Below are 14,251 nucleotides of genomic sequence, written 5' to 3'. Positions count from 1 at the left end.
AATTTGTTCTTTATTTGTTTTTTCTTAATTGTCTTAAGTAAGCTCGAACTGCACGGTTGTGTTCAGTCAAACTCTTTGAAAATACGTGACCACCGGTTCCACTCGCAACAAAATACAGGTAGTTACTCTTCTCTGGATTCAGTGCCGCGTTAATAGACGCTTTACCCGCCATTGCAATCGGCGTCGGTGGTAAACCACTCATTGTATAGGTGTTGTATGGCGTTGGAGTACGTAAGTCTTTCTTACGAATGTTGCCTTTGTAGCTATCACCCATACCGTAGATAACCGTTGGGTCAGTTTGCAGACGCATACGCTTGTTCAAGCGATTAACGAACACAGACGAAACACGCTCGCGTTCCGAAGCTACTGCGGTCTCTTTTTCGATGATAGACGCAAGAATCAACGCTTCGTATGGCGATTTAAGCGGCAGTTTATCAGCTCTATTTTCCCACTCATCATTCACCACATTCATTAGATCTCGGTGGGCGCGTTTCAACAAATCTAAATCCGTTGTGCCATAGGTATAGTGATACGTTTCCGCTAAGAAAAGACCTTCTAGCTTTTCATTTTCAATACCCAACTTTTCAGCGATCTCTTGTTCAGAGACACCATCCAACGTCTGCTGGATGAATTCGCTTTCTTGTAGCTGAACAAGCCATTCGTCAAAACGACTGCCTTCGACAAACGTAATAGTAAATTGGTGCTCTTTTCCTTCGACAAGTACTTGCAGGGCTTGCTCTAGCGTTAAACCCGGTTCGAGCAAGAACGTGCCTGCTTTTACGTCAACAAGCTCAGGATGTAACTTACGGATTAATTTCTCGTAAGGTGAAGCCTTGAATAACCCATCATCAATCAATTGAGCTAGAACACGATTGAAGCTACTGCCTGAAGCAACAGTGACGACCTGTGGCTTTTCTAATTGAATGACTTGTTTCAAGTTATCTTGAGCTTGGTTGTAAACATAGAACCCAGCAGCAGTGGTTGCGATTAGGCACAAGATAATAAAAATAAATAACTTTTTGATCACGAGTTTAGTTGTCCTTGAAGGCTACGAGTAACGGTTCCAATATCGAATTGGGTATCACTAATACGGGTAACGGGGGCAACCCCTACAATGGAGTTGGTCATGAAAACTTCATCAGCTTGCATGAGTTGAGATAAGCAATAGTCACTAATTGTAACGGAAAGTTCAGTTTGATTCAGCGCGGTTAACACTTGCTTACGCATAACCCCGGCTACGCCACTTTGCGTCAGTTGAGGCGTGTGAACAGTCTGACCTTTACGCCAAAAAAGATTAGCCATGGTGGTTTCAATTACATTACCCGAGATATCAAGAACCACGCCATCGACCTCACCAGCTTGATCCATTTCATCTTTCATCAAGATTTGCTCAAGGCGATTATTGTGCTTATGGCCAGCAAGTAAAGGGCTGAGTCCTAGAGCTTGACTACAAAGACCGAGTTCAACACCAAAATCTTGCCACACTAGGTAATGGTTAGGGTAATCAAACGTACTAACGGTTACCGTCGGCTTAGTAATATTCTTCGTACTGTAGCCACGTCCACCAGCCCCGCGGCTAATGTGCAGTTTGATCCCTGCTTTTACACCATGAAGCTTGTTTGTATCATTAAGCTTATTTGTACCATGAAGATTCTTTGGACCATAAAGATCGTTATCTTGGATATGTTGAAGCGCATTATCGAGCCAAAGGTTAACCACATCCCAATCAAGAGCAGGAATACGTAGCGCTTTAAGGCATTCATCGACACGATGTTGATGATCGTCAAAATGCGGAATCTGACTATCTCGGACAAGCATTGTCGTAAAACAGCCATCTCCGTACTGAAACGAACGATCCAAGATATCGATAGTTTGCTGGCTTTCTCCGTCAACCCAAAACATGTTTTTCTCCATAAAAAGAAACGGCTCAATGCTAAAGCATCAAGCCGTTTAAAAACAAGTCTAATTGTGACTATCTACGAGTGTTTATGTCTTTAATAAGATGATTAAATCTTTTTGAAGATCAAACAACCGTTTGTACCACCGAAACCGAATGAGTTACATGCAGCATATTCCATGTTGCTAACTTCACGCGCAGTATGAGGTACTAAGTCAATATCTAAGCCTTCTTCAGGATCATCTAGGTTGATTGTTGGTGGAACAATTTGGTCAACCAGAGACATAGCCGTGATAATAGCTTCAGCAGAACCTGCAGCACCTAAAAGGTGTCCAGTCATAGATTTCGTAGAAGAAACCAATACTTGCTTACAACCTGCTTCGCCAAGAGCACGTTTGATGCCCTTCACTTCCGCTACGTCACCTGCAGGAGTCGATGTACCGTGTGCATTAACATAACCGATTTGTTCACCAGTAATGCCGGCATCACGCATCGCAGCTTCCATAGCTAGTGCGCCACCGGAGCCATCTTCACTTGGAGATGTCATATGGTAAGCATCACCCGACATACCGAAGCCAACTAACTCACAGTAAATCTTAGCGCCACGAGCTTTCGCATGTTCGTACTCTTCTAGAACCATCATGCCTGCACCGTCACCAAGAACGAAGCCGTCACGGCCTTTGTCCCATGGACGAGAAGCTTTTTGAGGCTCATCGTTTCGAGTAGATAATGCTTTAGCTGCACCAAAACCGCCCATACCTAGAGGTGTAGATGCTTTTTCAGCACCACCCGCTAGCATTGCATCAGCATCGCCGTAAGCAATCATACGAGCCGCATGGCCAATGTTATGTAGGCCAGTCGTACATGCCGTAGAAATCGCGATGTTTGGACCACGTAGACCACGCATGATAGACAAATGACCCGAAATCATATTCACGATCGTCGACGGTACGAAGAACGGACTGATCTTACGAGGGCCTTTTTCAGTTAGAGCCTTGTGACCGGCTTCGATCAAACCAAGACCACCAATACCAGAACCGATAGCAACGCCTACACGTGGAGCGTTTTCTTCAGTAATAGTTAGGGCTGAATCATCTAAAGCTTGAATACCTGCTGCGACGCCGTATTGGATGAACAAGTCCATCTTACGAGCATCTTTTTTAGTCATATACTCTTCGCAGTTAAAGTCTTTAACTAGACCTGCAAAACGAGTTGAGAAATTGGTTGCATCAAAATGATCGATATTAACGATACCACTTTGACCAGCTAGCAGGGCTTTCCAAGAAGATTCTACAGTGTTGCCTACCGGCGACAACATACCCATGCCAGTGACAACTACACGACGCTTGGACACGATATTACACTCCGGGGATTGAGGTGATTTAAGATGAGGATAGATGAGTTAGATAAAACACAGGCGGTCGAGGTGACCGCCTGGGAGAGATTATTACTGAGCGCTAGTTACGTAATCGATAGCAGCTTGAACAGTAGTAATTTTCTCAGCTTCGTCATCTGGGATCTCAGTGTCGAATTCTTCTTCTAGAGCCATTACTAGCTCAACTGTGTCTAGAGAATCTGCACCTAGGTCATCAACGAAAGAAGCTTCGTTTTTAACTTCAGCTTCGTCTACACCTAGCTGTTCAACAATGATTTTCTTTACGCGTTCTTCGAGGTTGCTCATTTTTTCTTTTCCTTTACAGAGTTCGCTTTATGCGATGTTTTCCGTAGTTTATTCAATCTATTGAAAGTTGCAAGGTCAACTTTTCTGGTCAAACCACAATTTTCACGATTTTAACCGAAATTACGTATGATCTTGACTTAAATCATGCACAAATGTTGCACATAATTTACACCATGTACATACCGCCATTGACGTGAAGTGTTTCACCTGTGATATAAGCTGCCGCAGGTGACGCCAAAAATACCACAGCTTCAGCGATTTCGCGAGGGTCACCTAGTCGACCTGCCGGTACATTCGCCAAAGTTGCTGCACGTTGGTCATCATTTAGCGCTTTAGTCATGTCTGTTTCGATGAAACCAGGCGCTACAGTGTTCACTGTAATGCCACGAGACGCAACTTCACGAGCCATTGATTTAGTAAAACCAATTACGCCAGCTTTTGCAGCTGCGTAGTTAGCTTGACCAGCGTTACCCATAGTACCAACTACAGAACCAACGTTAACGATACGGCCTTGACGTTTCTTCATCATGCCACGCAATACAGCTTTAGACATGCGGAAGATAGGCGTTAGGTTAGTATCAATGATGTCATTCCATTCGTCGTCTTTCATACGCATAAGTAGGTTATCACGAGTGATACCTGCGTTGTTAACTAGAATGTCAATCGCACCAAATTCATCGTTGATGGTTTTCAGTGTAGCAGCAATTGAGTCTACGTCAGTTACATTAAGAGCAAGACCTTTACCGTTCTCGCCAAGATACTCACTGATTGCAGCAGCGCCGCCTTCAGAAGTAGCCGTACCGATAACTTTAGCACCACGCTCAACTAATAGTTCAGCGATTGCACGACCGATACCACGGCTTGCGCCTGTAACTAGTGCAACTTTGCCTTCTAAATTCATCATAACTTCTCTATTAAGTGTTTATTTACTTAGCAGCTTCTAGTGATGCAGTGTCATTAACCGCAGCAGCTGTCATAGTTTTTACGATTCGCTTCGTTAGGCCAGTAAGAACTTTACCAGGGCCTAATTCAAGTAGCTTTTCAACGCCTTGTTCGTTCATTGCTTGTACACCTTCAGTCCAACGAACTGGGCTGTAAAGCTGACGAACAAGTGCGCTTTTAATTTTTGCTGGGTCTGTTTCAGCAATAACATCAACGTTATTGATAACAGGCAGTGCTGGCGTATTGAACTCTAGAGCTTCAAGAGCAATCGCTAGCTTGTCTGCTGCAGGCTTCATAAGTGCACAGTGAGATGGCACGGAAACCGGTAAAGGAAGTGCACGCTTTGCGCCTGCTTCTTTACAAAGTGCACCAGCACGCTCGACTGCCGCATTATTACCCGCGATAACAACTTGACCAGGCGAGTTGAAGTTAACTGGAGACACAACTTCATCTTGCGCCGCTTCTTCACACGCTTTCGCAATCGCTTCATCATCTAGACCGATAATTGCGTACATTGCACCAACGCCCGCAGGAACTGCTTCTTGCATTAGTTGGCCACGTAGCTCAACCAGCTTGATCGCTTCTTTAAAGTCGATAACACCGGCACACACTAGCGCAGAGTATTCGCCTAGGCTGTGGCCTGCTAGGTTTACAGGCTGTTCTAGACCAAGCTCTTGCCATACACGCCAAATTGCAACAGACGCTGTTAGTAGAGCCGGTTGAGTGCGGAAAGTTTCATTTAGATTTTCTACTGGACCATCTTGAACCAATGCCCATAGATCGTAACCAAGTGCTTCTGAAGCTTCAGCAAATGTCTGTTTAACAACATCATACTGTTCGCCTAGGTCAGCAAGCATACCGATAGCTTGAGAGCCTTGGCCTGGGAATACGATAGCAAATTTGCTCATTGTAATTTTCCTTTAAGCAAAGCAAAAAATTGAATAAGGCACATAAGTTATGTGCCTTGTTTGTTGATTATCGCTTGAGGTTAGAATTTAACTAACGCAGAACCCCAAGTGAAGCCGCCACCAAAGGCTTCCAGTAGAAGCGTTTGGCCACGTTTAATTCGCCCGTCACGAACAGCCTCATCGAGTGCCGTTGGTACGGTAGCTGCAGACGTATTGCCGTGCTTATCAAGGGTAATCACCACTTGATCAAGCGACATTGTCAGCTTTTTAGCCGTTGCAGAGATAATACGGTAGTTGGCTTGGTGTGGAACTAACCAATCAAGCTCTGACTTATCCATGTTATTCGCCGCTAATGTGTCTTTAACTAGCTTAGAAAGCTGAGTTACCGCCACTTTAAAGACTTCATTACCCGCCATGTGCAGCCATTTGTCCGCATCACCGCCACGCTCTGGCACTTCTAAGCTTAGAAGCTCACCGTATTTACCGTCAGAGTAAATATGAGTAGACAAAATACCTGGCTCTTCGCTTGCGCCTACAACCACCGCGCCTGCTGCATCACCAAACAGGATGATAGTAGAGCGGTCAGTCGGATCACAGGTTTTTGACAGTGCATCAGCACCAATAACCAAAACGTTTTTACACATACCAGTCTTGATATGTTGATCAGCAACAGACAATGCGTAAACAAAGCCAGAACACGCTGCGGCCAAATCAAACGCAGGGCAGCCTTTGATACCAAGCTTACCTTGGACCTGACATGCCGAAGACGGGAATGTATGGCTACTGCTGGTTGTCGCAACGATGATTAAATCAATATCTTCTTTGTCGATTCCTGCCATTTCAATGGCATTCTCAGCAGCGTAAAACGCCATATCAGCAACGGTTTCGTTTTCCGCTGAAATACGACGCTCTTTAATACCAGTTCTAGCAACAATCCACTCATCGCTAGTCTCTACCATTTTCTCTAAATCTGCGTTAGTACGCACCTGAGATGGCAAGTAGCTGCCAGTACCTAAAATTTTGCTATACATGAAGACTAATAATGCCTCTCGAGTAAAACCGCTTCCAAACGATCGCTAATGCGGCTGGGGACTTGTCGTTTGACCTCGTGTACTGCTTCACCAATCGCGTTGACGACTGCAGACACATCAGCACTTCCATGACTTTTAATGACAATGCCGCGCAATCCTAACAAACTTGCGCCGTTATACTGGTCGGGGTTCAAGGTTTTTAATTCAGTAAATAGCTCAGAAAACCACATTCTGGCAATCCAACCCTTTATTGTTGAAGCCATCATGCGCGTTTTTAGCTTATCAATAAAGAGCTGAGCTGTACCTTCGCACGTTTTTAAGCAGACATTGCCCACAAAACCATCACATACGACGACATCAGCTGCATCTTGAAGTAATTGATTACCTTCAATATAGCCTATAAAGTTAACAGACTGAGTATTAGACAACATTTCAGCACATCGTTTAACAAGATCGTTGCCTTTAATTTCTTCCGCCCCGATATTCAAAATAGCGACACGGGGAGCACGACCTAAATGTTGTTCTGCTAATGCACTGCCCATCACGGCAAACTGAAAGAGTGAATCCGCATCACTAGAAACGTTCGCCCCTAAATCAAGCATCCATGTACGGTTACCTGACGCAGTAGGCAAAGCTGAAACCAATGCAGGTCTATCAATACCAGGAAGAAGTTTGAGTCTGAAACGAGATAAAGCCATCAGTGCACCAGTGTTACCACCACTCACACAAGCATCAGCCTGTGATTCGGCAACCAGATCGATAGCGACACGCATAGAGCTATCCTGACTATTACGTAAGGCTAGTGAAGGTTTTTCAGAATTGGAAATAACTCGGTCACAATGCTGGATACTCAAACGAGAATCAGGCATTCGGCCTAATGAAGATAATTGAGATGTGATCGCATTTCGATCACCTATGAGAATGACTTTTAGCTCTGGGAAATACGACAGTGCCTGCACGGCGGCAGGCACTGTTACACGAGGACCGAAGTCCCCGCCCATTGCATCAAGCGCAACGGTTAGATTTTGCAAAGGTCAACCTTACTTGTTGATAACCTTTTTGCCGCGGTAGAAACCTTCGGCAGTCACGTTGTGACGTAGGTGAGTTTCACCTGAAGTTGCGTCTACAGAAAGTGCAGCTGTAGTTAGTGCATCGTGTGAACGACGCATGCCACGCATTGAACGTGATTTCTTGCTCTTTTGTACGGCCATTGACCCTACTCCTATGTAAATTCTTAAAGATACTTAATAATAAGTTACTTCTTTAAGTTTTTTAAAACATCAAATGGATTCGGCTTTTTATCTTCCTCAATTTCTTTAGGAAGTTCACCAAACACCAAGTTATTTGAGTTAACGCTACATTTCGCATCGTCGTGCATTGCTATTTGAGGCAATCCAAGGATGAACTCGTCTTCAACTAATTGAATCAGGTCTAACTCACCGTACTCGTTCAGATCTACCAAATCGTACTCTTCCGGTGCTTCCTCTTCACTTTTCTCACTGTAAACAGGAGTATAAGTAAATTGGACATCGCACTCATGTGCGAAAACCTCATTACAACGTTGACACTCTAAATCGACTTCGACGTTAGCTTTACCAGAGATAACGACTAATCGTTGTTCATCAAGCTCAAATGACATTGAGACTTGCGCGTCACGTTTTACGCCTTCAGTTGTTTCGGTTAAACGCTTTAAAAGACTTACTTGAATGATACCATCCATACTAAGTCGTTTTTGAGCCGTTCTTGCCGGATCAACTGTACGCGGTATTTTTTCCTTTTGCATAGGGCGCGAATCTTATCTTCCAAATCATGTTTAGTCAAAGGAAATGGCAAAAAAAATGTACTTTCCTACCTTTCCTATTCAGAGCATTATGAATAGCAGGACAAGTTACGTTATCCTGAGATAAATGCTTCCGTGAATTGTAAATTAAAATGAGAAATTACCAACTAGTTTTAGCCTCTACATCCCCATTTAGGCAAGAGATCCTCAAAAAGCTACACTTAGACTTCGTCACAGCCAAGCCTGACTGCGATGAAACACCACTTCCAGAAGAGACACCTCAGCAGTTAGTGATGCGCTTGGCAGAAACTAAAGCTAAATCTTGTCTTGTCGATCAACCGAGCTTAGTGATTGGTTCTGATCAGGTTTGTGTCATTGAAGGAGAAATCATTGGTAAGCCACATACTCGTGAAAAAGCCATCGAGCAGTTGTCTCGCCAGAGCGGTAAGAGCATCACTTTCTATACAGGAGTAACCGTATGGAACAGCGAAAATAATAAAGCCGACACCCGTTTAGATACCTTCGTTGTCCACTTCCGTGATCTAACAGAGCAGAAAATCATTTCCTATGTAGAGAAAGAACAGCCGTATTACTGCGCAGGTAGCTTCAAATGTGAAGGTTTAGGCATTGCGCTATTCAAGCAAATGGAGGGTAAAGACCCAAATACGCTGATCGGCTTACCTCTGATCGTTCTGGTCGATATGTTAGAAGCGCAAGGAATGAGCGTACTATAACGGATACTCTCTCTTTGTTAGAGATTCCCTACTCCTTCCTTCGTCAGTCTAGGGAATGACGAAGATAGCTACATTATCCATCAGCTCATGATGTAAAACCTGACTTTAAAAAGTCGTCATCCTCAAGAGCTAGGAACGAGCGAGTTGGGGATCTTCTACAACAGATGAAAACAAAAAAGGTTGACGATATTCGTCAACCTTTATCATTTGCGGATAACTGATACTGAATCCTGAATCCTGAATCCTGAAAGAGTTATCTCTTTCGTATCTCGTATCTTCTTAAAGTTAGAGCTTACGTAAGCCAGTCAGTGCTTTTTCTAATCTTGCTTCCATTGGCGCTGAGATATCCATCTCCTCTTCACTACCCGGATGAGTAAACTTGATGTTTGCCGCGTGTAAGAACAAACGATCAAGACCAACCTTACCAGTGTAAGCATCGAATCGACGATCACCATAGCGATCATCCCACGCAATTGGATGACCAGTGTATTGTGCGTGCACACGAATTTGATGCGTACGACCAGTAATCGGGCTCGCTTGAACCAAAGTCGCATCTTGGAACCTTTCTAAAACCTTAAAGCGAGTTTCAGAAGCTTTACCGTTCGGGTTTACGCGAACAATACTATTTACTTCATTTTTCAATAAAGGTGCATTGACCACTTTACAGCTGTTTTTCCATTCGCCCATTACTAAAGCGAAGTAATATTTTTGAACCGTTTTTTCACGGAACTGTGCTTGAAGATGTCTTAGCGCTGAGCGCTTCTTAGCTACAAGCAAAATGCCAGACGTATCTCTATCAATACGGTGCACTAACTCAAGAAAACGAGCGTCAGGACGAAGTGCACGTAGCGCTTCGATTGCACCAAACTTAAGCCCACTACCTCCGTGAACGGCAGTACCCGACGGCTTATTAAGAATTAACATATGATCATCTTCATGAATGATACATTGTTCTAATTCCGAGACCTTGTTGAGTTTCGTGCTTGGCACGTTCTCTTCTGTTTTCTCTTCAATCGTTACTGGCGGAATACGAACTAAGTCACCTGCTTTTAGTTTGTATTCAGCCTTGATGCGTTTTTTGTTTACGCGGACTTCGCCTTTACGCACGATTCGATAAATCATGCTTTTCGGGATGGTTTTTAATTGGTTGCGTAAGAAGTTATCAATACGCTGACCAGCCATATCTTCGTCGATGTCGACAAACTGGACTTGGGTTCTAATTTCGCTCATGCAGCTATTGTATCACTGTCACTTTTGATAATTGACTTTTTCTTGGCACTATTCCGCACTAATTTATCCTTAATACTCTCGAATCCATCACTAAATCATATTCAAAACCCTATATTTCTTTGATTCTTCGAACAAAAAAGCATCAAGATTCCTGCAAATTAAAATATCAATTGATAAATTATTTATAGACAGTGAGTTAGAGCTATCAAAACCCAAACAAAAACTGTTTTTTTTACAGCATTCCGACAAAGCAGATTGCTGTGTTTACCGACCGCTGCTATAGTTCAGAGCTGCTATTAGTGGTTTGACTATTATTTATACAGCCAACCATTCATAAGCAAGTAAATGAGTAGATAACTCAGATTAGACAGTGCTGCAATCGGCGTAAGACACGGTCAACTGAGTTCCTTATCGCTCTACTCACGTACCTCATGTTGAGTATTCACCGCCACATCGCGGATCATAGGCCAACTCCCTATGATGACTGACGTGCCCCAGAGCATCCCTCTCCAGCCGGGAGGCTGCACCGATAAAGCCATGGGATCTGGCACCATGAGAAACGAAATAAAGCGATAAGAACAATGATGAAAATAAGAAAAGACAATGAGAATTTCTAAATGAAAAGAATGTTAATTAACGCAACTCAAAAAGAAGAGTTGCGTGTCGCTTTGGTTGATGGCCAGCGACTGTTCGATCTTGATATCGAAAGTCCAGGTCACGAATCAAAGAAAGCGAATATCTACAAAGGACGTATTACACGTATTGAACCAAGCCTAGAAGCGGCATTTGTTGATTACGGTGCAGAACGTCACGGTTTCCTCCCTCTTAAAGAAATTGCCCGCGAATACTTCCCTGAAGGTTATACATACCAAGGCCGTCCTAGCATTAAAGAAGTGCTAAGAGAAGGACAAGAAGTAATCGTACAAGTAGAGAAAGAAGAACGTGGTAGCAAAGGTGCTGCACTGACAACTTTCATCTCCTTGGCTGGTAGTTACTTAGTTCTTATGCCTAATAACCCTCGAGCTGGCGGTATTTCTCGTCGAATCGAAGGTGATGAACGCACTCAACTGAAAGCAGCATTAAGCACTCTTGAGCTTCCTCAAGGTATGGGCTTAATCGTGCGTACAGCGGGTGTTGGCAAAAGTGCAGAAGAGCTAGAGTGGGACTTGAATGTTCTATTGAATCACTGGGGCGCTATCAAGCAAGCTTCTGATTCAAATGCAGCGCCTTTCCTCATTCACCAAGAAAGTAACGTTATCGTTCGTGCGATTCGTGACTATCTACGTCGTGATATTGGCGAGATTCTAATCGACAGCAACACTATTTTTGAACGTGCACAAGCGCACATTCAATTAATACGCCCAGATTTCATGAATCGCGTTAAGAAATACGATGGTGAAGTGCCACTATTCAGCCATTACCAGATTGAAAGCCAGATCGAATCAGCTTTCCAACGTGAAGTTCGTCTTCCGTCTGGTGGTTCTATCGTGATCGACCCAACAGAAGCTCTAACTTCTATCGATATCAACTCTGCTCGTGCAACAAAAGGCAGCGATATTGAAGAAACAGCGCTAAACACTAACCTAGAAGCAGCCGATGAAATTGCACGTCAATTACGTCTACGTGACCTAGGTGGTCTTGTTGTTATCGACTTTATCGATATGACGCCGGTTCGCCACCAACGTGAAGTAGAAAGCCGTCTACGTGATGCCGTTCGTTTAGATCGTGCACGTGTTCAGATTGGTCGCATTTCTCGCTTTGGTCTTCTAGAGATGTCTCGTCAACGTTTGAGCCCATCACTAGCAGAAGCAAGCCACCACATTTGCCCTCGTTGTACAGGTACTGGTGTTGTTCGTGATAACGAATCTCTAGCACTTTCTGTTCTACGTTTGATTGAAGAAGAAGCTCTAAAAGACAACACAGCACAAGTACTTGCTGTTGTGCCTGTTCCAATCGCCTCTTACCTTCTGAACGAAAAACGTCGCTCAGTAAACCACATCGAGAAGAACCAAGAAGTTAAGATCACTGTTGTTCCTAACTCTGACATGGAAACGCCACACTTTGAGGTTATCCGTGTTCGTGAAGGTGAAGAGTTCGATCTACTCTCTTACTTGCTGCCTACCAAGCTAGAAGCTTTAAAAGAAGCAGAAAGCAAAGAACCAGCAGAACAGACTATTCGTCCTAAGAAGATCGAAGAGCCTGCTCTGAAAGGTTTCGCGGCTCCAGCTCAATCAGCACCGACTCCAGCTCCAGCTCCTAAAGCTGTTGAAGAGAAGAAAGTTGAACCAGCTGCAACGCAAGAACCTAGCCTAATTGGTCGTTTCTTCAAAGCTATTGGTAGCTTCCTATTTGGCTCTTCGACTCAAGAAGAGAAACAAGAAGAGAAGCAAGAAGAAGAGAAACCTAAGAACAACCGCAACAACGGTAACCGTCAACGCCGTGACCGTAACGATAATCGCCGTCGTAACCAACGTGGTGAACGTGGCGGTGAACGTGGCGAACAGCGTAATGAACAACGTGGTGAGCGTAGCGACAATCGTAACGAAACCCGTGACAACAAACGCCGTCGTAAACCTGTACGTGATGAGAAACCTGAAGAGCAAAAAGAAACAGCTCCACAGCAAACTCGTCAGCCTCGTAAGCCTAAGCAAGATCGTCGCAATAAGCCACGTGATGAGCAGAAGCAACAGGAAGAGCAAGTAGTACCATCGAAATTAGCAGAAGAAGGCCTACAGTTAGCTGCAGAAGCGCAAGCTGATAAGCCAGAAGCGCCGAAGGCTAAGCCTGAAGCTAAAGCTGTTAAGATCAAAGAGCGTCGTCAACGTCGTAAGCTGAACAAACTAGTTCGAGTTAAAGACCAGCAAGCTCAAGCAGAAACAGATACCAACGCAGACAGTTCTTTAAATGAACAGAAAGCGCCATCTGCGACTCAAGAACAAGCAGTAGCTAAAGATCAGTCAGTAGCACAAGAGCAGAAAGTTGCAGAACAAGTAGAAGCAACTCAAGCAAGCTCTGAGCAAACTGAACAGGAAGAGCCGAAACAACGTCGTAACCGTCGTTCTCCACGCCATCTACGTGCAAGTGGTCAACGTCGTCGTCGCGGTCGTGACCGTCGCCCTAACCCATTCCGCCTACGTAAAGGTGGTGTAGCTTCTCCTGAGATGGCTATGGGTAAAGTGATGCCTCGCTTCATTCCAAAACCTTACCACAATCAGACAAAACCTGAAGTGGCAGAAGTTCAAGTGGCTGTTGAAACTCAAGTTGCAGTAAATGCACAAGAGCAGAGCACAACTCAAGAGACTGCACCGCAAAGCAACGTAGCTATGACCGGTGGCTTTGCATGCCCTGAGCTTGCTATGGGTAAAGTGATTGTCCGTCGTGAAGACGCTGTTGCTGAAGCTCCTGCAATAGCTGAAGAAGCTCCTGCAGCAATTGAAACACCTGTGGTAGTTGAAACACCTGTAGTAGTTGAAACGCCTGCAGTAGTTGAAGCTCCTGCAGCAATTGAAACTCCGAAGGTAGAAACACCTGTAGCAAGCACTCCAGTTGAAACTGTTAAAGCAGAAGAAACCGTTGTTGAAGCACCAGTTGTGGAAACTGAAGCAGTTGAAGTTCCTAAAGCTGAAAGTGTAAAAGTTGAAGAGGCTCCTGTTGTAAAATCAGAAGCTCCTAAAGCAACACCAAAAGCAGCGGTAGCTAAGAAACGTGCGGGCTCACCAATGACTAAAGCTCCTGGTCCTCAAGAGATCAAAGAGATTCAAGTTGTTGCAGCTCCATTCCGTACTGAACGCTTTGTACCGAAAGGTGCAGGTAGCCAAGCAGCGTCTAACAAAGCTGGCGCAGGCATGACTAAGCCTCAATACTAATCGGTTTCTCGGATTAATCCGTAGGTAACCCCTAAGGGCCACTTCTTTATAAGTGGCCCTTTTTATATCTATTCTTCTGATAATTTATAATAGATATATTACTCAAAATGGGGTTCAACCTTGAACTTAGTCACATTTTTGGGTAGCATTCGCGCACTTATCTTTTCGACACTCCGCTATTG

At 44.2% G+C, this 14,251-nt stretch carries 13 protein-coding genes; 2 read left to right on the top strand and 11 right to left on the bottom strand.

Going from position 1 to position 14,251, the window contains the following annotated elements; genetic code table 11:
• Nucleotides 1–10 precede the first annotated feature (10 nt).
• The 10 genes from mltG to yceD form a co-directional block, all read right to left on the bottom strand.
• A complete protein-coding gene (mltG, locus tag AACW75_RS19000; RefSeq protein ID WP_017076689.1) occupies nt 11–1,027 on the bottom strand; it encodes an endolytic transglycosylase MltG in 1,017 nt (338 codons plus the stop codon).
• Complete coding sequence (gene pabC / locus AACW75_RS18995) at nt 1,024–1,902, bottom strand: aminodeoxychorismate lyase (RefSeq protein ID WP_237297496.1); 879 nt, start codon at nt 1,900–1,902, stop codon at nt 1,024–1,026. Before pabC ends, mltG begins: the two co-directional genes overlap by 4 nt.
• Before the next feature lie 104 nt (nt 1,903–2,006).
• The gene (gene fabF / locus AACW75_RS18990; protein WP_017076687.1) at nt 2,007–3,251 is read right to left on the bottom strand and encodes a beta-ketoacyl-ACP synthase II; all 1,245 of its coding nucleotides are present in this window, start codon (nt 3,249–3,251) and stop codon (nt 2,007–2,009) included.
• A 93-nt stretch (nt 3,252–3,344) separates the two neighbouring features.
• The gene (acpP, locus tag AACW75_RS18985) at nt 3,345–3,578 is read right to left on the bottom strand and encodes an acyl carrier protein (RefSeq protein ID WP_012603569.1); all 234 of its coding nucleotides are present in this window, start codon (nt 3,576–3,578) and stop codon (nt 3,345–3,347) included.
• Between the two features lie 166 nt (nt 3,579–3,744).
• Nucleotides 3,745–4,479, bottom strand: coding sequence for a 3-oxoacyl-ACP reductase FabG (gene fabG, locus AACW75_RS18980; RefSeq protein WP_010437280.1), 735 nt, complete (start codon nt 4,477–4,479; stop codon nt 3,745–3,747).
• A 25-nt stretch (nt 4,480–4,504) separates the two neighbouring features.
• Nucleotides 4,505–5,428, bottom strand: a complete 924-nt coding sequence (gene fabD, locus AACW75_RS18975; protein ID WP_237297495.1) for an ACP S-malonyltransferase — start codon at nt 5,426–5,428, stop codon at nt 4,505–4,507.
• Nucleotides 5,429–5,508: 80 nt separating this feature from the next.
• Nucleotides 5,509–6,459, bottom strand: a complete 951-nt coding sequence (locus tag AACW75_RS18970; RefSeq protein ID WP_010437276.1) for a beta-ketoacyl-ACP synthase III — start codon at nt 6,457–6,459, stop codon at nt 5,509–5,511.
• A gap of 5 nt (nt 6,460–6,464) precedes the next feature.
• Nucleotides 6,465–7,490, bottom strand: a complete 1,026-nt coding sequence (gene plsX / locus AACW75_RS18965) for a phosphate acyltransferase PlsX (RefSeq protein ID WP_237297494.1) — start codon at nt 7,488–7,490, stop codon at nt 6,465–6,467.
• Between the two features lie 9 nt (nt 7,491–7,499).
• Complete coding sequence (gene rpmF / locus AACW75_RS18960) at nt 7,500–7,670, bottom strand: 50S ribosomal protein L32 (protein ID WP_004737376.1); 171 nt, start codon at nt 7,668–7,670, stop codon at nt 7,500–7,502.
• A gap of 44 nt (nt 7,671–7,714) precedes the next feature.
• Nucleotides 7,715–8,242 (bottom strand): 23S rRNA accumulation protein YceD, encoded by a 528-nt coding sequence (gene yceD, locus AACW75_RS18955; RefSeq protein WP_017076684.1) that lies wholly within the window; start codon nt 8,240–8,242, stop codon nt 7,715–7,717.
• A 149-nt stretch (nt 8,243–8,391) separates the two neighbouring features.
• On the opposite strand from yceD, the gene AACW75_RS18950 reads away from it, so the two are divergent.
• Nucleotides 8,392–8,973: a Maf family protein gene (locus tag AACW75_RS18950; protein WP_237297493.1), complete on the top strand. Its 582-nt coding sequence runs from the start codon at nt 8,392–8,394 to the stop codon at nt 8,971–8,973.
• A gap of 285 nt (nt 8,974–9,258) precedes the next feature.
• Here AACW75_RS18950 and rluC read toward each other — a convergent pair whose 3' ends face one another.
• Nucleotides 9,259–10,203 (bottom strand): 23S rRNA pseudouridine(955/2504/2580) synthase RluC, encoded by a 945-nt coding sequence (gene rluC, locus AACW75_RS18945; RefSeq protein ID WP_237297492.1) that lies wholly within the window; start codon nt 10,201–10,203, stop codon nt 9,259–9,261.
• A gap of 617 nt (nt 10,204–10,820) precedes the next feature.
• Here rluC and rne point away from each other — a divergent pair.
• Entirely contained in the window at nt 10,821–14,069 is a 3,249-nt protein-coding gene (gene rne, locus AACW75_RS18940) for a ribonuclease E (RefSeq protein ID WP_145571000.1), read from the top strand.
• Nucleotides 14,070–14,251 lie beyond the last annotated feature (182 nt).

The sequence above is a fragment of the Vibrio sp. L3-7 genome (assembly GCF_963898195.1).
Lineage (GTDB): Bacteria > Pseudomonadota > Gammaproteobacteria > Enterobacterales > Vibrionaceae > Vibrio > Vibrio echinoideorum.
Note: the sequence above shows the minus strand (reverse complement) of the source record. Positions and strands in the feature narration are given on the sequence as shown.